Raw genomic sequence first — 22,025 nt, forward strand, 5'->3', positions numbered from 1 at the left:
CTGGCTTGCACATTGCATTAAGGAGAACTAATGCTAAAAACTTTTCGCGCGAAAATGATTTTTGCACTGGTTGTGTTTTTTATCATAGGTGTGGTGGGGCTAATTGCCCTACTGCAAAGCAACTTCAACAAGCTTGCCACCAAGGAATCCACCCATACAGTAAATATGCTTAGTCAGTCCATTTTCTACACAATCCGCGCGGGTATGAATATCGGCTCAAGAGACGCCATTGAAGCAAGCGTGGAAGACTCCAAAAGTATCCCCGGAGTCGAAGATGTGAAGGTCTATCAAGCCCCAAGCGTGGTAGAGCTCTTTGCGATACAAGATCCACTTGTACCCACAGATGCGGTGCGCAAGGTGTTTGAGACAAAAGAGTCTGTGCTTGAACACACAAGTGATTTTGCTCTACTTTATGAACCACTAATCGCGCAAGATAGTTGCCTTATGTGCCACGCAAATGCAACTAAAGACGAGGTGCTAGGCGTTATGGAGCTAAAAATCTCACTCAAAGAGCTACACGAGGGAATCACGCAGAGTATGTATTGGGTCACTGGTATCACTGCTGTGGCTTGTCTTGTGGCTTTGGGGGGGCTTTGGGTGTTTTTTGAGCGAGAGCTAATCCGCCCACTTGGAGTCTTGCGCGCTATGGCACAGGATCTCACTAGCACCAAAGAGGGTGATCTCACCAAACGAATCGCCATAAAGCGGCAAGATGAAGTGGGGATCACTTCGTCATTTTTCAATCGCTTTATAGAGAAAATCCAAAACACCATAAAAATCGCCAAAAATGTCTCCACTGAAAATCTCCAGACTATCATCAATCTCAATGAAATCTCCCTAGAGCTCTCCAAAAACTCCGCCATACAAGTCGCCCATATTGACACCATTGATAGCTTTTCTAAAGACATTGCCAGCCAGACTCAAGGGGTCAAGGACAATATCGCTGCTATGGTAGAAAGTGTCTCAAGCACACAAAATGCTTTAGATGAATTTATCACCAACCTAGAATCTGTCGCAAGCAAAATGGAGCAATCAAACCAAGATCATCGGCAGATTTTTGAGAGTGCAAAGGTCCTTGTACAAAACGCTGACCAAACGCGCCAAACACTCTCATTTATCGCGGACATCGCGGATCAAACAAACCTACTAGCCCTTAATGCCGCCATAGAAGCTGCACGCGCTGGCGAGCACGGGCGGGGCTTTGCAGTCGTAGCAGATGAAGTGCGCAAGCTAGCAGAGCGCACGCAAAAATCGCTCAATGAGATTTCTGCGATGACAAATGCAAGCGTGCAGAGCATACAAGAAGTGGGCGAAGAGATCCAAATCACCGCACAAGAAGCCGAGCAAGTCGCCCAGCAGACAAAAGAGCTTATCAGCAATGCACATCACACAAAGGAGCTTTTACGCCAGAGTTTGCAGGCTTCTAGCGACATTGCCATAAAGAACGAAGAAGTGTTTGCCAAAACTCTTAGTCTAAGCCAGAAGATCGAGCAAATAGTCGAGCTCTCATCGCGCACAAAGGAGCTTGGCAACAAGGTAGAATCTATCGTAAAAAGCACCGAGCAAAAGACAAAAGAGCTAGATAGCGGGATCTCTGCGTTTAAGACTTAGATTCTAGTGTCAAGCTGGAAAATTGTTTAATGGCTTTAATCACTTGTTTTAGATTCTATTTCTTTGCATTTAGAATTATGCTTAAATCTATAAAGCTAGATTCTCTCAATACCTACACCTGCAATCCTTATGAATACCATAGAAATCTTATGCACTAAAAAGCGAAAAACTAGATAAAGAAAAATTGCTAATTAAAAGCTCCTTGCCCTTTTGTGCTTTATCTTGTTTAAAATTATTCATACCATACTGCACGCTAAATTCTTTACAATAAAAATCTTTATAAAGCTCCCTAATGAACTCACTATCATCATAAGTGAGCAGAAATTTATGTGCTGTGTTTTTAAGATTCTCGCAAAGCCTTTTGTGATCAAAGCTCGTGTGCAAATCACCCTTTTTACCATAAAGCTTTGATTTAATCGCACTAAAATAAGGTGGATCAAGGAATATAAACACGCCTTGCCCCTCTTTTTGCAAAAGCACTTCATAATCATCACTGCTAAAATGAAAATTTTGCAAAATTTTAGGCATTGCTTTAAGCCGCTCAATGCTGCTTTGTGTAAAGCGAGATTCATAAGCTTTCTTTGAATATCCTCCACAATCAAGCAATCCTGAAAAGCTAATGCGATTTAAAATAAAAAAATCTACTGCCCTTTGCAGTGGGTTTAAGTCCTGCTTCCTGTGGCTTAGAATCTCTGTGTGTAAAGCTCTGCCATCTCTAAAGCTTTCTTTCATTTCTTGAATCTTTTCAATAAGCTGCATAGAATCCACTTGCAAAACCTGCCAAAAGCAGTATAAATCATAGTTTAAATCATTAGCAAAAAGGCTTATATTTTCACGCGTTTGTGCGAGATAAAGCCCCACACTCCCACCACCAAAAAACGGCTCTCTAAACTCTTTAAAATCTTTAGGAAAAAAGTCTTGTAGAAACTTTATTGCCCTGCTTTTGCCTCCGGGATAGCGAAGTGGGGATTTATGATAATTTTTCATAGAGTTATCCATACTATCACTACACTTTTACTAATAAATTTTTCAAATCACTTATTTTAGATTCTATATCTTTAAATTTAGAATCTAACTCGCTCTTGCGTTTTATACTCAAATTGATAAAATCACTTTCTTTTTCAATACCTATAAACTGCCTATGTAAAAGATTTGCTGCAATACCTGTGGTGCTAGAGCCTGAAAATGGATCGCAAATTATGGAATCTTCATTACTCGCCATTAAAAGCAATCGCACTAAAAGAGCTAAGGGCTTTTGTGTGGGGTGTTTGCCAAAGGTCTTTTCCCAAGGAGCAATCGCTGGGAAGCTCCACACATCACGCATTTGTTTATCATTATTAAGCTTTTTTAGAATCTCATAGTTAAAAATATGCTTATGCTTATGACTTTTCCTAGCCCAGATGATTTGCTCGGTAGAATGCGTAAGATAGCGGCAACTAAAGTTTGGTGGGGGATTAGTTTTCTGCCAAGTAATGATATTTAAGATCTTAAAATCAAGCTTTTGCAACGCCCTGCCAAGTGAAAAAATATTATGATAAGTCCCACTTATCATAATGCTACCTGTGGGCTTTAGGGCTATTTTTGCACTTGCAATCCACTCCATATTAAACCTATCAATTTCATCAATATTTTCTCCCCTGTCCCATTCGCCTTTATTCACACTCACAATCTTGCCACTTTGGATACTTAAGCCATCGTTTGAGAGAAAATAAGGTGGATCGGCAAAAATCACATCAAAACTCTCTTTCATCTGTGGCAAAAGGGCATTACAATCGCCTTGATGAAGGCTAAATGTAGAATCTAAACTTGTAAAAGTAGGGATTAGCGTGTGAAATTTAGCGGTCATTTTGTGCCTTTTTAATAAAATCTTTTACATTATTGAGATTATACATCTCTACGGTTTTATAGGCTTCTTGCAATTTATTTTTACTGCTGTGCCAACCTTGACCATCAGTAATCCATACAAAGTTTTTATCAGCAAACTTATCAAATTTTGGGGCTAATTCTTGATATGCTCTAGCTGTTTCGTTAAGCTTACTCCCACCGCTTGTATAAAAATTGCATTCAACAAAATAGCTCATAGTTTCCCCAAAAATCACAAAGTCAAATCGCTTTTTATCATCTCCAAAGCTTCCCTGTAAATCGCTAAATTCTGCAATATTTACTTGTTCTTTAAAACTTAAATTAGCCTTTGTAAAAAGATCTTTTAAATAAGATTCCATAAAAAGCACCACCACGATTTTTTCTTGCATTGCTATCTAACCCCACCTCAATACCAAAGACAAAGTCATTTAAATCTTTAATCTTACTATTACCAAAGATAGAATCTAGCCCACTCTCACAGATAAATTCATAAATCCCCTTAGGGCTTTGCAAATACGCATTAATGGGCGTTTCACCGCCATTAGAATCTAATGTCAGCTCCCTTACATTGCGAATTGCTAAAATCAAGGGCAAAACATTAAAAGCCTTAGCATACTCATCAAAAAGCAAAGTAATCTTATCTTGCAAACTATCCTTTGGCACACCCAACAAAAGATTTAAATGATTAAGGCTAATGCTTAATTTATCTTTATGTGCTAGACACTTCTGCCAATCCACAAAAAAGCCCAAATCTCTATTTGTCGCTCTAAGAGTGCTTAGAAAAGTCTCAAATGCTAATGTATTTTTCACAATTATTCCTTATGTGTTGTGCGTTTCAACTCACTCCCCAAACACCCTTTTAAAAATAGAATCCACATTTTTTGTGTAGTAGCTAAACTCAAAGCATTCGCGGATTGCTTCTTGCCCGATAAGCCCCACGAGTTCGCTATCTGCTAAAAGATATTGTAAGTAAAGCGACTCGCCCTTGTCATTTACCGCTGCTTTGCCTTCTTGCAAATCACCCCAAACCTTCATCGCATTTCTTTGCACGATTTTATAGGCATCTTCGCGTGATACGCCTTTTTTAGGAAGTTCAAGCAAGATTCGCTGTGAAAACACAAGCCCACCGGTGAGATTGAGATTTTTCATCATATTTTTTGGATACACCACGAGCTTTTCAAGCAGTCCTTTTAAACGCATTAGCATAAAATCTGTGGTGATAAAGCTATCTGGCAAGATAAATCGCTCCACGCTACTATGGCTAATATCCCGCTCGTGCCACAACGCGACATTCTCCATTGCAGGCAGGGCATAAGCGCGTATCATTCTGCAAAGTCCTGTGATGTTTTCACTCAAAATGGGGTTTCTTTTGTGTGGCATAGCAGAGCTTCCCTTTTGCCCAGATTCAAAATACTCTTCTGCTTCATAGACTTCTGTGCGTTGCAGGTGTCGCACTTCCACGGCGATTTTCTCACAGCTACTAGCAAGCAGAGCTAAATCACTCATAAGCCTAGCATATCTATCTCTTTGTATCACTTGATTACTCACAGGGGCAGGTTTTAGCCCTAGCTCTTTGCAGACGAGTTCTTCTAGCTCCATAGGTGTATGGGCGAGATTGCCCATTGCACCGCTTAGTTGCCCCACAGAGATGACTTCTAAAGTAGATTCTAATGCCTTTAAATGCCGTCCTAGCTCATCATACCAAATCGCCAAAACTAGCCCAAAAGTGATAGGCTCTCCGTGGATCCCGTGGCTTCGCCCTACCATTAGCGTGTCTTTGTGTTCATAAGCGCGTTTTTTTATCGCCTCTCGCACTTGAGCTATATCATCTAAAATAATCTTTAAAGAATCTCGCATTTGCAGTGCTACTGCAGTATCTATGCAATCGCTAGAAGTGATCCCATAATGCACCCAGCGGCTCTCTTCGCCTAGGCTTTCTGCCACAGAAGTGGTAAAAGCGATTAAATCGTGCTTGGTAACAGACTCTATTTCATCAATCCTAGCAATGTCAAATTTCGCGTTTTTGCATATCTTTTCACAATCGCCATCAGGGATTAGCCCTAGCGTATTCCAGCCACGCACTAACGCCTTTTCTACTTCTAGCCACGCAGAATACTTTGCATTCATATCCCAAAGTTTTTTCATCTGCTCTCTTGCGTATCGTTCTACCATTTTTGCTCCTTGTTTGATTAGATTTTAGCTTTAATACCCTGCATTTTTTAGCTCTTTATACCACTCACAGCCCTCTTGAACGCCTAAATCACAGGCTTTACCAGCGAGCTCTTTTGCTTTTGCAAAGTCCTGCCTTGCTCCTTGTCCATTGTAATATCGCCCCCCAAGATTAAGACAAGCAGTTCCATTATCAAGCCCACAGCCTTTTTCATACAGCTTCCTTGCTTTGGCATATTGCTGCTTGCTAACATACAAAACCCCTGCATTGTTGCATCCAAGTCCATTGCCTAAATCACAAGCCTTTTCATAGAAATCAAGGGCTTTTATCTCATCTTTTGCCCCTCCCTCTCCATTTGCATACATAACACCAAGAATATGACAAGATTGAGCATGATTTAGCTCACAGGCTTTTGTGTAATAACTTCTTGCTTTGATTAAATCTTTTTTTACCCCAGCCTTGCCAAAGTAATACATATACCCAGCACCAGCACAGCCATATTCCTCTCCGCTCTCGCAAGCTTTCCTATACAACTCAAGAGCTTTTGCTCCATTTTGCTTCACACCTTTTCCTTCTGCATAGAGAATCCCCACATGACCACAAGCCAGCATAATCCCACCATCACAAGCTTTGGCATAAAACATAAGCGCTTGCGCGTAGCTATTTGCTTTCTTATGATAGTCCCCTAGCGCACCACAAGAGTTAGGCTCATTATAATCACAACCCTTTTTGAACCACACCTTTGCCTGTGCTATATCGCTTTGAGAATGAAACTCTAGCCCCACAAACATACATGATAAGCCCACTTTCTCATCACAAAGCTTTTGTAGCCCCTGTATATCCCCTTTATCAAAAAGTGCTCCGCACGCCTTGTTGTCTCCATCTTTGCATTGTACCCTTAAAGCTTGCAGCTCCTTTTCTCTCTGCCTTAGCGCATTATGCCGCTCTATCTCACTAGAGACGCTAGGATCTGCCACTTTAGAGATGATCTCTTCATTATCCCATAGCACCTTGCCCGTTTTTATATCACTTAAAGTGAGCAAAAATATATAATCAACCCTCACAACTTCACCTATCTTTTTGCTCCTTTGGGCAATCTTGCCACTAAGTGATAGCTCTGGGGCTTGGAGCGTGTCTTGCTCGTGGGTGGTGTATTGGTTGTAGTTTGGGTCTTTTGTGAGCTTCCTAGAGTCTTTGATAAATCTATCAGCTTTCGCGCCACTGCCAGAAATAGCATTTGTGAGCGTAAATTTACCGCTTTGTCTCATCGCTCTAGCAAGCTTCCTAGCCATAAGCTCGACATCTATATCTTCGCTTGTCTCATTGGCAATATCCGCGATTGCTAGCAGTCTTTTACCCTGAAGCGTGCGGACATACTGCGAGTCAAGGAGTGAAGCGGCATTGCTCTCTATCACTTTATCAATATCGTGTATATCAATCCCAAAGGAGACATACTCGCTAGAGTCTTGCACATAGCTCGCACTTTTCACCCCAGCCAAGCCACACACCACGCACACACAAAGCCCTAGCCAAATCCCCAGCATCCACTCTTTCATCGCTTAGTCCCTTGCAAGCCCAAATTAAACCACACATTATAATCAACCTAATCTTTAATCCCGCTCACATAATGCCACAACCACAAGCCTAGATTCTACTAGAATCTAGCGCACCTAAAACAAGCACCCTACCACACAGGGCTAAAATCTGCTACACTTTACAAAAATCTTACAACACTAAATCAAGCAAGGATAAACAATGTTTAAGCGTTTTAAATCAGAGATTTATACCTACTACAAAATGGTCATTTTAGCTCTTATTTCTATCGCGGGGATCGTGCTTATGGGGCGTAGCGAAGTCGCGCAACATCTCTTCTCTGGACTAGCGATTTTCTTGCTAGGAATGCTCTTTTTAGAAGATGGATTTAAAGGCTTTAGCGGTGGTATGCTAGAAAAAGTACTCAAAAACTTCTCCAACACCCGCCTAAAAGCAATCATTTTTGGGCTTAGTAGCACAGCTATTATGCAAAGCTCCACACTTGTAACAATCCTTACCCTCTCTTTCCTCTCCGCCTCTTTAGTGAGTCTAGCACAGGCTCTGGGTATTGTCTTTGGCGCAAACATCGGCTCTACCACAAGTGGCTGGATCATCGCTGGCATTGGGGTGAAAATGAATGTCTCCGCCCTTGGACTACCGCTCATCACACTTGGGGTTTTGCTCTTGCTAATGAAAAACAAGAATCTAAAATCCCTAGGCTATATCCTAGCTGGGATAGGATTCTTCTTCCTAGGGATTGCTTACATCAAAACAGGCTTTGAGAGCTACCAAAACTTCGACCTAAACGCGGCGGCGAAATTTGGCGGATTTTGGGCGTTTTTGATATTTTTTGGGATAGGGATTTTAATCACTTCTATTGTGCAATCAAGCTTTGCCACACTTACGATCATTATCTTAGCCCTAAGCTCTGGGAGCATTAGCTACAATGACGCCTTAGCTCTTGTGATAGGCACAAATGTCGGCGGCGTGGTAACCGCACTGATTGCTTCTATCTCTTCTAGTGTTGATGGGCGCAGGCTTGCCATTGGCAACACGCTCTTTAATGTCGTTATAGCCATTGTATGTATGGCGTTTTTACCTGTATTTAAGGAGATTGTCGAGCTTGTAAGCAGTCTCTTTGGCTTTGCGAGTGATGACTACGCGCTAAAAATCGCGCTTTTCCACACGATCTACAATGTCATCGCCGTGCTTTTGATGACACCATTTATCCCTATGTTTGAAGCATTTTTATGCAAATTTATCACCACTTCAAAAGATGATACCGACTATGCAAGATATTTAGACTTTGATCTAATCCCCTACCCAAGCACCGCCAAAGAATGCTTAGAAAAGGAGGTGATACATCTCTTTGAAAACACAATCACAATCTTAAGCGTAGTTATTGGCACAAGTAAGGAGATATTTTTCACACAAAGGCTAGATTCTACCTACTTCACCAATACAAAGCTCCGTATCGATGCTACTAAGCTAGAAAATATTTATGAAAAAGCTATTAAAAACATTTTCAGCTCTATCATTGATTTCTCCACGCACTTGCGCACCACATATAGCCAAGACCCTATACTTTGCGCAGAGATAAGCAATCTCCAAAAAGCCTCGCGCAATCTTGTTGAAGCCACAAAGAATCTAAAAATAATCCAAGCAAGCCTTATTAGAAACGCCAATGCAAGTAACGAAGCCCTGCAAGCCCAATACGCACAAATACGAGCCTTGCTAGCAAACACACTCTATGACCTAAAACATCTCCAAGATGAAAATGCCCCACAAAGCGGGCAAAAGCTCTCTGTAAATGAGCGCAAGCTCGCAAGTAACAATATCCAAGAGGGCATTAAAACAATCAAAAAAGTCTTAAAAAAGACTAATGCCCAATCCATAACCACGATCCAAGACCTAATCAAAGACCGCACAATCACTTCTGCGCAAGCCACTTCACTACTCAATGACATAGCCTTTAGTACTGAAGCATTAAAAGAAATTGTAAGCGCGGCAAACTGCATTGTCAAATACGAAAATGTCCTACTAAAAACGACCCTGAAAAAGCCTAAAGAATCACTAGAATCTACAGAGCTAGAATCTAGCTCCTAAAGCTAGGTGGCTTGTAAGCTAGCATTTAAGCATTCTAGGCTACAATCGAACTTATTTTTACGCAAAGTGTCACTATGGATTCTACTCTCTACCGCCCCAATGTCGCTGCGATTTTACTCTCCCCTAGCTACCCTGATGTGTGCGAATTTTTCTTAGCAGAGCGGATTGATATGCAAGGGGTATGGCAGTTCCCTCAAGGTGGGATTGATGAGAGCGAGAGTCCAGAGTCCGCACTTATGCGTGAGCTTGAAGAAGAAATAGGTACAAGTGAGATAGAGATTCTAGCAGAGTATCCAGAATGGGTGAGCTATGATTTCCCAAGCTCTGTTATCACCGCTATGCGTCCGTATATCGGGCAAAAGCAGCGGTATTATCTCGCTAGACTTTTGCCAACTGCTAAGATCAATCTAACAGCCCACACACCAGAGTTTTCACGCTATGAGTTTGTGAAGTATGAAGAAATTTTTAGGCGCGTTACACACTTTAAGCGCGATGTGTATCACGAAGTGCTTGCGTTTTTTCTCCCTATTATCACACAAGCACAAGGGGGCGTAGAGCTATGCTAATTGTCCAAAAATATGGTGGCACGAGTATGGGAGATTGTGAGCGAATCGAGAATGTCGCAAACCGCGTCATCGATACGCTACACTCCTACAATAATCCACAGCTAGTTGTCGTAGTAAGTGCGATGAGCGGGCAGACAGATATGCTAATTAACTTCACCAAATACTTCACATCCTTGCCTAAACTGCGCGAAGTAGATATGGCTCTAAGCGCAGGAGAGCGTGTGAGTGCAGCACTGCTTGCTATCGCACTAGAATCTAAAGGCTGCAGGGCAATCTCACTAAGTGGGCAAATGGCAGGGATTTTGACAGACTCTACCCACACAAAAGCGCGGATTGAGTCCATTGACTCTACTTACACAAGATCATTGCTAGAGCAAGGCTATATCGTGGTGGTAGCTGGATTCCAAGGGGTGGATAAAAATGGCGAGATCACTACGCTTGGGCGAGGTGGTAGTGATCTCTCTGCTGTGGCACTTGCAGGAGCTATGAAAGCGGATTTATGCGAGATTTATACTGATGTCGATGGCGTTTATACAACCGATCCGCGCATAGAGAAAAATGCTAAGAAAATCGATAAGATTAGCTACGATGAAATGCTAGAGCTTGCCTCAATGGGCGCAAAAGTCCTGCTTAACCGCTCCGTAGAGCTAGCAAAAAAGTGGGGTGTAACACTTGTAACGCGCAGTTCTTTTACCCAAAAGGAAGGCACACTTATCACAACAGAGGAGAACATTATGGAGCAGCCCATTGTAAGCGGTATCGCACTGGATAAAAACCAAGCGCGGGTAAGTATAGCTGATGTGCGCGACCGCCCGGGTATCGCCGCAGAGATTTTTGGCGCGCTAGCTAGCGGGAATATCAATGTCGATATGATTGTCCAAACCATCGGTAGAGATGGCAAAACAGATATAGACTTCACAATCCCCTTAACAGATGTGGAGCAAACTAAAGTCGTGCTACAACCCTTTGAAGTCGATGTAGAATCTATCGACTATGACTGCAATATTGCAAAAGTCTCTATTGTAGGCGTGGGTATGAAGTCCCACTCTGGCGTGGCAAGCGTGGCATTCAAAGCCTTGGCAAATGAGAATATCAACATTATGATGATTAGCACAAGTGAGATCAAAGTTTCTATGGTCATCAATCTAAAAAGCGCGGAAACTGCAGTGCGCGCCTTGCACAATGCCTATGAATTAGATAAGTAGGGGCTATGAAAAACACCGACTTCCGCTCGTGGCTACTAGAAACTATGCGCCTTGAGTATAAAAAATGGGCAAACGATAGAGAATGGTTAGAAATCGACCGCGCGCTATTTGCTGACACTATGCTCGGCGCGATTAAACATATTGTAAGAGGCGGGACACTACTACTTGCTACTGATAAGCACAGGGAGTGGTTTGGCACTTACGCTCTCTCTAGATTCTACTATGGTGGCACTCATCGCCCACTTCTCCCCATATTCTCGCTTAATCGCCTACTAGGTGCGGACTTTTCTGCCCAAAAATCTAGTATGGACAATACCTCGATAGACAATACGATCAATATGCTTGATATTGCCTATGGGGATTATATGTTTTGGTATGTTGGGCAAATCAATAACCGCATCGCTGATTTATGCAGAAGTAAGGAGTATGGGCTGTTTTGGGTAATGGAAGAGGGTATTAGGGGGGCGTTTGCTCTGCGTGCTAATGATGAATTTTTAGACTATAAGCTCATTGAGATGCTACGATTGTTTGAAAAGGCTTTATATGAGAGTATCTTTAATCGCGTAGTGATTGAGTAGTGGGATTTAAAGGCTATGATAGGGGAAATTATTTTAGTCAATGACATACAAGAAGAAGTAGAGCATATTACTAACACACTAAATCCTAGCGATGTGCGCATTTATGAAGAGACAGAAATCCAAATCAAGCACATCCACGACATCATTGCAGAAGCCCATATTGCTACTGACTCGCTAAAGACCTTAATCATCGCGGCACACTCATTCCGCACAGAAGCACAAAACGCGCTACTAAAAACCCTAGAAGAGCCACCAGAAAAGATCAAGTTTATCCTAATCTCGCGCAATAAAACCGCCCTTATTCCTACCATTCGCTCGCGTTGCTTACTGACTGATAAGCGTGTAAGAGAGCTCATTACCCCCTTTACACTCACGCTATCCACCCTTAGCCTAGAATCTATCTACACCTACACAACCACCCTAGCCAAGGATAATGAAGATAACAAGATCCACGGCAGACAGCTCGTGGGCTCTATCTTGCACTCTGTAGCTAAAGAGGGTATTAAGCTTAGTGAAATGGAGCTAGCGATGTTTGATAGTGCGCTAGCCCAGCTAGAAAACTACCGCCCTAAGCACATTGTCTGCTTAAATCTCTTGCTAATGATCTACTACAAAACACATAAGCGAGTGCCTAATGCTCTGCTCTAGGATTGAGCCAAGGTTTTTCCCCGCGGTGCTAGAATCTATTGGGTCTGATCGCACGGGGGAAAAGATTATGCGCAAAAAGGGGGAAATCCTACTCTTTCTCCTTCGTGAGCTGCGACCAGCTGAGCTACATATTTTAAAGCAAGAGTTGCTTAGCGTAGGCGGTGATCTTGCCACGCCAAGAGATGCTCTACTTTGTGAAAAGCCCTCCTACAATGCCCTACTCATTGCCACAAGATCCCAGCTTGAGCGCGTTATCACAAAATGCAAGCACCAACCTTTCGCGCTAAAATCCCTTAGTCAAACTCTACAATCCCACCTAGAATCTAAGGCTTTAGATTCTAGCACCCTAGCAAGCAGTCCCCCTACCCCAGAAATTATGCCAATTATCAACCTAACACCAGATAGCTTCTATGCACCATCGCGCCACACAAGCGCACGCGCCATAGAATCCATACAAGAGCTACTCACCCAAGGTGCTAGGCTCATTGACATTGGCGCAGCAAGCTCTCGCCCGGGATCGCCACTAATTAACGCGCTTGATGAAATCGCACGCTTACAAGAAGTGTGTGATTTCATCAAGCGCGAGAATCTAGGTGCAAAGGCGTGCTTCTCCATTGACACCTACAATGCTAAAACCGCAGCATTTGCGCTAGAATCTGGCTTTCGTATAGTCAATGATGTAAGCGCACTAGGAGATAGGGCTATGCTAGCAGTGGTGAGAGACTTTGGCGCAGATTTTATCCTAATGCACACAAAAGGTACGCCAGAGACTATGGCAAGCCTAGCAAACTACAAACATCTACTAAGTGAGATTGATACATTTTTCACGCGCAAGCTTGAGCTACTAGAATCTAGCGGAGTAGGAGAGGTGATTTTAGACATTGGCTTTGGCTTTGCTAAAGATAGTGCGCAAAATCTAGCACTAATCCAACATTTACGGCATTTTAAGCACTTTGGTAAAAGGGTGCTTGTAGGAGCTAGTCAAAAGCGCACCATTGGAGATCTACTTAATGCACCACATCCAAACGACCGCTTAAGTGGCTCGCTGAGCCTGCATTTGCTTGCCTTGCAAAATGGCGCAGATATTATCCGCGCTCATCATTATAAAGAGCATAGCGATATGCTGAAAGTTTTTCTTAGCTTTAGCTCGGCTTGCTATGTAGAGCATTTATAATCTTATCTTTAAAGGAGTTTGTGTGAAAAAATTGCTACTTTGGCTACTTGGGATTCTTGGTATGCTTGTACTGCTTGTGTATATCTTTGTCTTTAGTCCTATTGGCAATGCGATCATTAAGCCCATAGCACAAACACAGATCAACAAATACTCACCCCTACCGCTCACGCTAGATAGATTCTCACTAGGGCTCACTAGCACGCATATCGTGCTAAAAAATGGGGAAAAGCTCATCATCGATCTAAGTGGTAGATACAATCTCTTCACACTAGGGGTGGATTTTGATTTGTTAGTCGATGCTAATGATATTTCACTCCTTGGAGAAATGGCAGGCATAGAGCTAGCAGGGGCGTTTGAAGTGCGTGCTAAGGCGGTGGGGAAAGTGCTTGATGAGCTAGTAGTTAGTGCTACAAGTAATATCGCACGCTCAACAAGCGCCTTCAATGCAACACTTTATGATCTTATGCCCACAAAAATCACTGCCAAAATCTCTGCTATGCGCATTGATGAGCTACTAGCAATGCTTGGGCAAAAGCCCTATATTAGCGGAGTTTTAGGATTACAAGCTGATATTACTGGCACGCAAGATAAGAGTCCAAACTTCAATGGACAAGCCACGCTAGCCATCACACAAGGAGGCTTCTCTAAAGAGCTTATACAAAAAGACTTTGACATAGAAATCCCACGCACTAGTTGGAGTGCAAACCTTAGCGCAATCTTTGATATGGATACCATTAAGCACAATCTTGCCTTTAATGCCAATGTAGGTAGAATCATCTCAAGTGGTGATACACAGCTCTCACCCCTACTTACTAAAAGCACTTATTCTATCAATCTTAGCGATATTAGTGCTTTCACACCACTTGTTGGGATGAAGATTAGGGGGGCGTTTCGCACTAATGGCGAGGTTATAGGCGGAGCTTCACAAATGAAAATTTCTGGCAAAAGCGATATAGCAGAATCTAATACTACCTACACTGCTTTGCTAGAATCTTTCTCTCCTAAAAAGATCGCCTTTGATAGCAAGAATTTAAAGCTCGAGCAAGTGTTCTTTATGCTCCATTTGCCTAAATACGCCACTGGACTAGAAGATACCAGCGGGGAAATTTGGGATTTAGATAAAGGCATAAGCGCACAAGTCATCTCTAGTCTAAAGGGTATGGTGATAGGTGATACAATCAAGCGCGAGTTTGATCTAGCTATGCCCAATACGCCATTTTCCTATAAAAGCAATGCCCGCTTGCAAAAAGGCGTAGGAGAAGCGGACTTCACACTAGAATCTAGTCTTGCAAATCTTGTGTTAAATCCCATTGCAATCGATCTTAATAGCACCACAATCACCACGCCCTATACCATCACAATCCCCAATCTAAAAGCCTTAAAATTCCTAACGGGGATTGAGCTTTTGGGCAAGATTGAAGCCAATGGTAAAGTCAAGATCGCACAATCCATAGAAGCAGACTTCCACACACAAAGCCTAGGCGGACAGCTTGATGTCAAGCTTAATGGCGATGACTTTAGTGCCAAGCTTAATGATCTTGATACACTCTCTTTGCTAAAAATGGCACAATATCCCCAAATCTTCAGTGCTAAGGCAAATGGCAAGCTCACCTATAATCTAGCAAGGCAGAGTGGGAATTTACGCGCAACGCTATCCCAAGGACACTTTATAAAAAATGACTTAAGTAATCTCTTGCAGCAGCATGTGCAGTTTGATCTAACGGGGCTTATGTTTAATAGTGTAGGCATAGAATCTCAAATCAACAAATTGCATCTAACTTCCACATTTAGCGCAAAAAGCGGGAACTTCTCTATGCAAGGAGACAGTATCCTAACAGATCTTGAAAAAAACTCAATCAAAGCCACGCTAAAGACTGCCATCAAGCAAGATTCTATCGATGTGCATATCAATGGCACACTAAGCGCACCGCAAATAGAAGTAGATTTTAGTGAGTTTGTGCGTAAAAAAGCGGAGCAAGTGATACAAAATGAGTTTGATAAGCATAAAGATAAAGCGATAGACGCGCTTAAAGGCTTATTTCAATGAGTCAAGGCGCGCACTCTAAGCTGCGAAGCATAGAATGCAAGCGACTTGTGATCAAAATCGGTAGCTCGATTTTGACACAACCACTAGACTCTAGTAGTGAAAGCACTTGCGTGCAAGTGGAGCGTATTAATGCCCTTTGTACGCAAATTGCCACGCTAAAAGCTAGCATTAGCGAGATTGTAATCGTCTCTTCAGGTGCAGTGGCAAGTGGCTTTAGCCTACTAGGCTTTCTGCAACGACCAAAGGATATTATTGACAAGCAAGCTTGTGCGGCAGTGGGACAAGCACGCTTACTTTGGCAGTATGAGCAAGCCTTTAGTAAACATTCTTTGCACATCGCTCAAATGCTACTCACTAAAGATGACCTCTCAAATCCTAAACGCTATCTCTACGCAAGTGCTGCGCTTAGGAGACTGCTAGAGCTGGGGACTATCCCTATCATTAATGAAAACGACCCAGTGCTAGTTGATGAGCTAAAATATATCGAAACCTTTGGAGATAATGACAATCTAGCTGCGCTTGTAGCAGGAATGATTGATGCAGATTTGCTACTTATACTCTCTGATGTTGATGGGCTTTATAGCGCAAATCCAGCTACAAACCCAAATGCCAAGCGCATTAGCGAAGTGCTCGAAATAAGTGAGCAAATCACCAACTTAGCGGAGCAGGATACAAATAGCGCGGTAGGCACAGGCGGTATGGCAAGCAAGCTAAAGGCTGCCAAAAAGGCAATGCAAACGGGCTGCAATGTCGCTATCATCAAAGGAGCAAATGCAGAGAATATTGCTAAGTTTTTCAATGGTGAAGATGTCGGTACTTATTTCCATCTCCCAGCAAATGCTATCAAAAAGCGTAAATTTTATATCAGCTATGTAGCAATCCCTAAAGGCAAGCTCTATATCGACTATGGAGCGCAAAAAGCCATAAAAGATGGTAAATCACTTCTACCAAAAGGTGTGTTAGAAGTACAAGGGAGCTTTGAAGCAGGCGATGTGGTGAGCATATATACCCCACAACACCAAGAAATCGCCAGAGGCAAAGCACGCTATAGTGGCTATGAATGCGCACAAATCATCGGCAGGGATTCTAAAGATATCGCTAAGATTCTAGGACAGAGCTATGGAGACTGCCTAATCCACTGTGATGATATGGCAATCTTAGAGTAAAGGATTTCTATGGAGTATGCAAGCACACTACAAGCATTACAGCAAGCAAGCAAGATCCTTGCCCACACCAGCGCGAAAATGCGCAACCACGCGCTAGAATGCCTAGTCAATGAGCTAGAATCTAGCCGCGCTATCTTGCAAGAAGAAAATGCCAAAGATATTGCAAATGCGCGTGAAAACGGGCTATCGCCCGCGATGATTGATCGCTTGCGCATTGATGATAGCGCGATTACGAGTATGATCCAAGCGGTCAAAGAGATCAAATCCCAGCCAGAAGTGCTAGGCGAGGTGGTTAGCGGTGGGGTACGCCCTAGTGGGATTACAATCACGCAAGTTAGGATTCCGCTAGGGGTGGTGTGTATCATCTATGAATCTCGCCCAAATGTAACAATTGACACCGCTGCCTTGTGTATAAAATCTGGCAATGCCATCTTACTAAAAGGAGGCAAAGAAGCCCATCACTCAAACACTGCCCTACTTGCTTGTATCACGCGCGCGCTAGATTCTAGCGCGCTCCCTAAAGAATGCGTGCAATCACTTGGGCTTGTTACTAGGGAAGACTTGGCTAGAATCTTACAAGAGCGGACATATATCGATGTAGTGATCCCGCGTGGTGGAGCGGGGCTTATAGAGTTTGTAACCACTCATAGCAAAATCCCTGTCATCTTTCACGATAAGGGTGTATGCCACGCATATATTGATAGCTCTGCCTCTAAGCAACACGCACTTGATATATGCCTAAATGCCAAAATTTCACGACCAAGCGCGTGTAATGCTATTGAGAGCATTCTAATCCACCGTGATAGTGTAGAGAAGATTTTGCCAGATTTAGTAACCGCACTGCTAGCAAACGGCGTAGAAGTGCGCGCGCAAGCAGAAGTGCTTGACCTGCTTGGGAAGAGAGATGGACTCAACCTAGCTAGTGCAAGCGACTTTGGCGTAGAATTTGGGGATAAAATCATCGCGCTAAAGATAGTAGAATCTATGCAACAAGCCTTAGAGCATATTGATAAATATGGCTCTAAGCATAGTGAGATCATCATCACACAATGCTTAGATTCTGCTAGGAAGTTTTGCGAATATGTCGATGCAAGTGCTGTGTTTGTGAATGCTTCTAGTCGTTTTAATGATGGTGGTGAGCTTGGGCTTGGCGCGGAAATGGGAATCTCTACACAAAAGTTGCATACAAGAGGTCCTATGGGCGCAGTACATTTAACTACGACAAAATACTTAATTTATGGCAATGGTAACATTAGGATCTAGCTCATAGGATTTAGCAGATTCTAAGCCAGTGTGGCTGGGTATTTTAGGATTCTCTTTGTAAAATCACGCTACACTTTGCGGTTTTAGAAGTTATACGCATAGATCTAGGTGCAAAGGATTAAAAGTGAAGAGTGGGTACTTTGGAGAGCACGGCGGGCAATTTGTCCCAGAGATTTTTATGAATGCCATTATCGAGCTAGAGCAAGCCTATACGCGCTATAAACTAGATCCTAGCTTTACACAAGAGCTAAAAGAACTGCTAGATAACTACGCTGGGCGACCATCGCGCCTATACTATGCTAAAAAGATGAGTCAAGATCTAGGAGCTAGAATCTACCTAAAGCGCGAAGACCTAAACCACACCGGCTCACATAAAATCAACAATGTCCTAGGACAGGCACTACTTGCCAAAAAAATGGGTAAATCTCGCATAATCGCCGAAACAGGTGCGGGGCAGCACGGCGTAGCAAGTGCCACAGGTGCGGCACTTTTGGGACTTGAGTGCGAGATATTTATGGGGCAAGAAGATGCCAAAAGACAGGCACTTAATGTTTATAGGATGCGCTTGCTTGGAGCAAAGGTGCATATCGTCTCAAGTGGGACTGCCACGCTAAAAGATGCAGTTTCACAAGCTCTGCGCGAGTGGAGTATGCGCATAGAAGATACACACTACCTACTAGGCTCTGCTGTTGGACCGCACCCTTTCCCTATGATTGTGCGAGACTTCCAAAGTGTCATCTCCCTAGAATCTAGGGCACAGATCTTGCAAGCAGAGGGAAAACTACCAGATATGGTGGTAGCGTGCGTGGGTGGCGGAAGCAATGCCATAGGAAGTTTTCATCACTTTGTCAAAGATTCTAGCGTGCGACTTATAGGCTGTGAAGCAGCGGGCAAGGGCATTGATACCAAAGAAACTGCTGCCACACTTACCACAGGTAAGATGGGGATTTTCCACGGAATGAAGAGCTACTTTTGCCAAGATGAGTGCGGACAAATCGCGCCTGTGTATAGCATATCTGCGGGGCTTGATTACCCCGGGGTAGGACCAGAGCACGCGTATTTGCACGATATAAAGCGTGCAGAGTTTGTCGCAATTACTGATGATGAAGCAGTAGGGGCATTTGAGTATCTATCGAAGATGGAGGGTATTATCCCCGCTATTGAAAGCTCCCACGCCATAGCCTATGTGCGCAAAGTCGCCAAAGATTTACCAAAAGACTCGCTCATCTTACTCACACTCTCTGGTAGAGGCGATAAGGACTGCGCCGCTATGGCTAGATACAAAGGGGAGGAGATTTATGAGTAATATCGCACAAGCCTTTAGCAAAAGGAAGGCATTTATCCCATTTATCACCTGTGGCGATCCTAGCTTAGATTTTAGTGAGAGGGCGATTTATACACTTATAGAAAATGGCGCGGATATTATCGAGCTAGGTATTCCATTTTCTGATCCTGTAGCAGAGGGTGATGTGATACAAAAAGCCACCGCGCGCGCGCTAAATTCTGCCACAAGCGCGACAGATGTCTTTGCGCTTGTGGCAAGAGTGCGTGCCAAAAGCAATATACCCCTTGTATTTATGACTTATGCCAATATTGTGTTTTCTTATGGAAGCAAAGAGTTTTTCACTAAAGCTAGAGAGCTTGGGGTAGATGGCGTGATTATCCCTGATGTGCCGTATGAAGAGAGAGATGAGTTTGCACGCTTCTCTCAAGGGCTAGATCTAATCCCCCTAATCGCGCCTACAAGTGATGAACGCATAGAAATGCTAGCCCAAAGTGCGCAAGGATTTATCTACTGCGTCTCTTCGCTGGGTGTTACGGGTGTGCGCAAGCATATAATAAGTAATGAGTCCATTGTTGCACGCATTAAGCAAGCAAGCCAAACCCCTGTGGCAGTGGGGTTTGGGATCTCCACTCCTACACAAGCAAAGGATATAGCCCGCTATGCTGATGGAGTGATTATAGGTAGTGCAGTGGTTAGTATTTGCGCACTTAGCGAGAGTGAAGAAACAAGGCTACAAAAGCTTGGCGAGTATGCAAGGGAGATTCGAACTGCACTAGATGATATGAGCTAGATTCTAGCATATCGCTTTACACCAAGAAACCCCAAGCGTGGATGCAGCTCTACACTTTTTCTGTCATTGCGAGACTTCCGCAGTGGATTGCCACACGGATAAATCCGCTTGCAATGACAAAATAAGCAGGGCGTAGCTTTTAAAAAAGCCGAGTCCTATCAGCAATTTCACGCATTTTTTGGCAGTCTTTGTGTCTGTTAGATTCTATCCCCTTAGAGAGATCAATCCCATAGGGCTTAAAGCTTATGGCTTTAGAGAGATTGCTAGCATTGATCCCACCCGCTAGGAAAAAATCTCGCTTAAAACCCTGCTCCCTTGCTTGCTGTATATACTCCCAGTCAAACTGCTCCCCACTCCCACCTTTGGCATTATCTAATAGTAGCATATCTGCTAGACTTTGCTCTTGGATAAGTATCGCGCGCACACTTGTAGTGGCGATGGCTTTAAAAATCTGGGCTTTTACGCGCGATCGTAAAAAGTGGATTTTGGCTTCTCTTTGATCAAAAATCTCTTCACTCTCACTCTCGCGCAAATGGCTATCGTGTAGCTGAATCACATCAATCACACCAGACTCCACAAGCTTGATAATCTGCCCCAAATCCATATCGACAAACACTCCTACTGCTTGGATTTGTGGGTGCAAGAGTGATTTTAGGTACTTTGCTTGTTCTTTACTTACTTGGCGTGGGCTTGGCGCAAATACAAAGCCGATATAATCGGGTATAAGTGCATTAGCACATGCTATATCCTCTTCTCTCCATAACCCACACATCTTAAGCTTTGTCATAGCTAGATCATATCATCTTGGGTGGGGGGCGATTTCTCTAAAGCAAAGCACTGCAAAATCCCCTGACACGCTCTCATACCAAAGAGCATAACCAGCCACGAGACATAAATCCATATCATTAAAAACAGCACGATAGACACCGAGCCATAGAGTGTGGAATATGTGGTATTAAGCGTTACATAATAGACAAAGAGATTTTTCATAGCAAACCAAATACTCCCAGAAACAAACGAGGAGACAAGCAGTGTCTTTTTATGCAGGGGCTTATTTGCCGAAATCCTAAAAAGCACTAAAAATAGCACGCAAGTAGCAAGCCAAGAAAAAATCTGTGAATACATCAATGACTTTGAGTGCATATCAAGGAGCTGCTGCGCGCTAAGACTTAGGTAAAATACTGCCACAGAAGCAAAGGGGAAGAGTGTAATCATCGTCCAATACATCATCAAAGAGTCAAAAAACTTACGAGGTTTTGAGTTGAACATCTTTGAAGTGATAAACTCATAGTTGCGGAAAAATAGCAGTGAAGTGATAAAGGCTGAAATCACCCCAACTATGCCCATTTTGCTACCATTTTCTAAAAATGTATTCATAAAGTTCATCACTACTTCCGCGTTTGTAGGGAGAATATTTGAGAGTATAAGTCGCTCAACATCGACAATTTTGTCTTGAAAATGCGAAAACACTGGCAAAACAGAAAAGGTGATAAACAGCATAGGGATAAGCGCGAAAATCATATAAAAACTAAGCGAAGAAGCATAGTAGAACATCTCTTGTCTATAGGTCAAAAACCGATACCAAAGCGCACAGGTATGTCGCAACTTTGCAAAGAGATTACCTAGATTTTCTCTCCACTCCTTATACCATTGTCGCTCTGCTTTCATCTCTCTTCCTATCTTGCAAACTAGTCGCTTATCCTAGCAGAAATTAAGCTTAAAATGCTACAATTACCCCAAGTCCAAGCCCAAAAGGAGTCCAAAATGTTCCACGAATATCGTGATGAAATCCACACGCTAAAAATGAATAACGCCCACTTTGAAAAAATCTTTGATGAGCACAACGAGCTTGATCAAAAGATCAAAAATGCTGAAAATGGTATAGAACATCTTAGTAACATAGAAATAGAAGTCTTAAAAAAACAAAAGCTTCGCCTGAAAGATGAAGTCTATGCAATGATCCTTGAATATCGTAAAACTACCAACAAATAACTCCGTGTGCGCAATACCCCTAGAATGG

19 protein-coding genes and 1 pseudogene are annotated in these 22,025 nt (G+C 42.9%); 13 read left to right on the forward strand and 7 right to left on the reverse strand.

Features of this window, described 5'->3' with window-relative positions:
- Positions 1-30 precede the first annotated feature (30 nt).
- Positions 31-1,611, forward strand: a complete 1,581-nt coding sequence (locus IKB69_RS02540) for a methyl-accepting chemotaxis protein (RefSeq protein ID WP_290945778.1) — start codon at positions 31-33, stop codon at positions 1,609-1,611.
- Between the two features lie 147 nt (positions 1,612-1,758).
- Here IKB69_RS02540 and IKB69_RS02545 read toward each other — a convergent pair whose 3' ends face one another.
- The 5 genes and pseudogenes from IKB69_RS02545 to IKB69_RS02565 all read right to left on the reverse strand — a co-directional run bounded on the left by IKB69_RS02545 (position 1,759) and on the right by IKB69_RS02565 (position 7,200).
- On the reverse strand, positions 1,759-2,598 hold the full coding sequence (locus IKB69_RS02545; RefSeq protein ID WP_290945780.1) for a DNA adenine methylase: 840 nt from the start codon (positions 2,596-2,598) through the stop codon (positions 1,759-1,761).
- A 19-nt stretch (positions 2,599-2,617) separates the two neighbouring features.
- Entirely contained in the window at positions 2,618-3,457 is an 840-nt protein-coding gene (locus IKB69_RS02550; protein ID WP_290945782.1) for a site-specific DNA-methyltransferase, read from the reverse strand.
- A pseudogene (locus IKB69_RS02555) lies at positions 3,447-4,284 on the reverse strand (type II restriction endonuclease). Before IKB69_RS02555 ends, IKB69_RS02550 begins: the two are co-directional and overlap by 11 nt.
- Before the next feature lie 30 nt (positions 4,285-4,314).
- Positions 4,315-5,646 (reverse strand): adenylosuccinate lyase, encoded by a 1,332-nt coding sequence (purB, locus tag IKB69_RS02560; protein ID WP_290945784.1) that lies wholly within the window; start codon positions 5,644-5,646, stop codon positions 4,315-4,317.
- A 30-nt stretch (positions 5,647-5,676) separates the two neighbouring features.
- Positions 5,677-7,200, reverse strand: coding sequence for a hypothetical protein (locus tag IKB69_RS02565; RefSeq protein WP_290945786.1), 1,524 nt, complete (start codon positions 7,198-7,200; stop codon positions 5,677-5,679).
- 199 nt (positions 7,201-7,399) lie between these two features.
- On the opposite strand from IKB69_RS02565, the gene IKB69_RS02570 reads away from it, so the two are divergent.
- The 11 genes from IKB69_RS02570 (at position 7,400) to trpA (ending at position 20,005) form a co-directional block, all read left to right on the forward strand.
- On the forward strand, positions 7,400-9,283 hold the full coding sequence (locus tag IKB69_RS02570; protein WP_290945788.1) for a Na/Pi symporter: 1,884 nt from the start codon (positions 7,400-7,402) through the stop codon (positions 9,281-9,283).
- 74 nt (positions 9,284-9,357) lie between these two features.
- Positions 9,358-9,849, forward strand: coding sequence for an RNA pyrophosphohydrolase (locus tag IKB69_RS02575; protein WP_290945790.1), 492 nt, complete (start codon positions 9,358-9,360; stop codon positions 9,847-9,849).
- A complete protein-coding gene (locus IKB69_RS02580) occupies positions 9,843-11,054 on the forward strand; it encodes an aspartate kinase (protein WP_290945792.1) in 1,212 nt (403 codons plus the stop codon). The genes IKB69_RS02575 and IKB69_RS02580 overlap by 7 nt, the downstream gene beginning before the upstream one ends.
- Positions 11,055-11,059: 5 nt before the next feature.
- Complete coding sequence (locus tag IKB69_RS02585; protein ID WP_290945794.1) at positions 11,060-11,632, forward strand: HobA family DNA replication regulator; 573 nt, start codon at positions 11,060-11,062, stop codon at positions 11,630-11,632.
- A 15-nt stretch (positions 11,633-11,647) separates the two neighbouring features.
- Positions 11,648-12,280: a DNA polymerase III subunit delta' gene (locus tag IKB69_RS02590; protein ID WP_290945796.1), complete on the forward strand. Its 633-nt coding sequence runs from the start codon at positions 11,648-11,650 to the stop codon at positions 12,278-12,280.
- On the forward strand, positions 12,267-13,454 hold the full coding sequence (gene folP / locus IKB69_RS02595) for a dihydropteroate synthase (RefSeq protein WP_290945798.1): 1,188 nt from the start codon (positions 12,267-12,269) through the stop codon (positions 13,452-13,454). Before IKB69_RS02590 ends, folP begins: the two co-directional genes overlap by 14 nt.
- Before the next feature lie 22 nt (positions 13,455-13,476).
- The gene (locus IKB69_RS02600) at positions 13,477-15,501 is read left to right on the forward strand and encodes a hypothetical protein (protein ID WP_290945800.1); all 2,025 of its coding nucleotides are present in this window, start codon (positions 13,477-13,479) and stop codon (positions 15,499-15,501) included.
- Positions 15,498-16,667, forward strand: a complete 1,170-nt coding sequence (gene proB, locus IKB69_RS02605; RefSeq protein WP_290945802.1) for a glutamate 5-kinase — start codon at positions 15,498-15,500, stop codon at positions 16,665-16,667. Before IKB69_RS02600 ends, proB begins: the two co-directional genes overlap by 4 nt.
- A gap of 9 nt (positions 16,668-16,676) precedes the next feature.
- Positions 16,677-17,930 carry a glutamate-5-semialdehyde dehydrogenase gene (locus IKB69_RS02610; protein ID WP_290945804.1) on the forward strand — a complete coding sequence of 418 codons (1,254 nt, stop codon included), beginning with the start codon at positions 16,677-16,679 and terminating at the stop codon, positions 17,928-17,930.
- Between the two features lie 124 nt (positions 17,931-18,054).
- Positions 18,055-19,236, forward strand: a complete 1,182-nt coding sequence (gene trpB / locus IKB69_RS02615) for a tryptophan synthase subunit beta (RefSeq protein WP_290945806.1) — start codon at positions 18,055-18,057, stop codon at positions 19,234-19,236.
- The gene (gene trpA, locus IKB69_RS02620; RefSeq protein ID WP_290945808.1) at positions 19,229-20,005 is read left to right on the forward strand and encodes a tryptophan synthase subunit alpha; all 777 of its coding nucleotides are present in this window, start codon (positions 19,229-19,231) and stop codon (positions 20,003-20,005) included. Before trpB ends, trpA begins: the two co-directional genes overlap by 8 nt.
- 139 nt (positions 20,006-20,144) lie before the next feature.
- Here trpA and IKB69_RS02625 read toward each other — a convergent pair whose 3' ends face one another.
- Together IKB69_RS02625 and IKB69_RS02630 are read right to left on the reverse strand one after the other, a co-directional pair.
- Entirely contained in the window at positions 20,145-20,792 is a 648-nt protein-coding gene (locus IKB69_RS02625; protein ID WP_290945810.1) for a phosphoribosylanthranilate isomerase, read from the reverse strand.
- A gap of 2 nt (positions 20,793-20,794) precedes the next feature.
- The gene (locus tag IKB69_RS02630) at positions 20,795-21,673 is read right to left on the reverse strand and encodes a YihY family inner membrane protein (protein WP_290945813.1); all 879 of its coding nucleotides are present in this window, start codon (positions 21,671-21,673) and stop codon (positions 20,795-20,797) included.
- A gap of 96 nt (positions 21,674-21,769) precedes the next feature.
- Between IKB69_RS02630 and IKB69_RS02635 the strand changes: the two genes are divergently transcribed.
- On the forward strand, positions 21,770-21,997 hold the full coding sequence (locus IKB69_RS02635) for a YdcH family protein (protein ID WP_290945816.1): 228 nt from the start codon (positions 21,770-21,772) through the stop codon (positions 21,995-21,997).
- The last annotated feature ends 28 nt before the right edge of the window (positions 21,998-22,025 follow it).

Origin of the sequence: Helicobacter sp. (assembly GCF_017502485.1) — a bacterium.
GTDB lineage: Bacteria > Campylobacterota > Campylobacteria > Campylobacterales > Helicobacteraceae > Helicobacter_B.

Bases quoted from the DNA above. Each gene is read 5' to 3' on its own strand.
- IKB69_RS02540 (WP_290945778.1), top strand. From the start codon at position 31: ATGCTAAAAACTTTTCGCGCGAAAATGATTTTTGCACTGGTTGTGTTT.
- IKB69_RS02545 (WP_290945780.1), bottom strand. From the start codon at position 2,598: ATGAAAAATTATCATAAATCCCCACTTCGCTATCCCGGAGGCAAAAGC.
- IKB69_RS02550 (WP_290945782.1), bottom strand. From the start codon at position 3,457: ATGACCGCTAAATTTCACACGCTAATCCCTACTTTTACAAGTTTAGAT.
- purB (WP_290945784.1), bottom strand. From the start codon at position 5,646: ATGGTAGAACGATACGCAAGAGAGCAGATGAAAAAACTTTGGGATATG.
- IKB69_RS02565 (WP_290945786.1), bottom strand. From the start codon at position 7,200: ATGAAAGAGTGGATGCTGGGGATTTGGCTAGGGCTTTGTGTGTGCGTG.
- IKB69_RS02570 (WP_290945788.1), top strand. From the start codon at position 7,400: ATGTTTAAGCGTTTTAAATCAGAGATTTATACCTACTACAAAATGGTC.
- IKB69_RS02575 (WP_290945790.1), top strand. From the start codon at position 9,358: ATGGATTCTACTCTCTACCGCCCCAATGTCGCTGCGATTTTACTCTCC.
- IKB69_RS02580 (WP_290945792.1), top strand. From the start codon at position 9,843: ATGCTAATTGTCCAAAAATATGGTGGCACGAGTATGGGAGATTGTGAG.
- IKB69_RS02585 (WP_290945794.1), top strand. From the start codon at position 11,060: ATGAAAAACACCGACTTCCGCTCGTGGCTACTAGAAACTATGCGCCTT.
- IKB69_RS02590 (WP_290945796.1), top strand. From the start codon at position 11,648: ATGATAGGGGAAATTATTTTAGTCAATGACATACAAGAAGAAGTAGAG.
- folP (WP_290945798.1), top strand. From the start codon at position 12,267: ATGCTCTGCTCTAGGATTGAGCCAAGGTTTTTCCCCGCGGTGCTAGAA.
- proB (WP_290945802.1), top strand. From the start codon at position 15,498: ATGAGTCAAGGCGCGCACTCTAAGCTGCGAAGCATAGAATGCAAGCGA.
- IKB69_RS02610 (WP_290945804.1), top strand. From the start codon at position 16,677: ATGGAGTATGCAAGCACACTACAAGCATTACAGCAAGCAAGCAAGATC.
- trpA (WP_290945808.1), top strand. From the start codon at position 19,229: ATGAGTAATATCGCACAAGCCTTTAGCAAAAGGAAGGCATTTATCCCA.
- IKB69_RS02625 (WP_290945810.1), bottom strand. From the start codon at position 20,792: ATGACAAAGCTTAAGATGTGTGGGTTATGGAGAGAAGAGGATATAGCA.
- IKB69_RS02630 (WP_290945813.1), bottom strand. From the start codon at position 21,673: ATGAAAGCAGAGCGACAATGGTATAAGGAGTGGAGAGAAAATCTAGGT.
- IKB69_RS02635 (WP_290945816.1), top strand. From the start codon at position 21,770: ATGTTCCACGAATATCGTGATGAAATCCACACGCTAAAAATGAATAAC.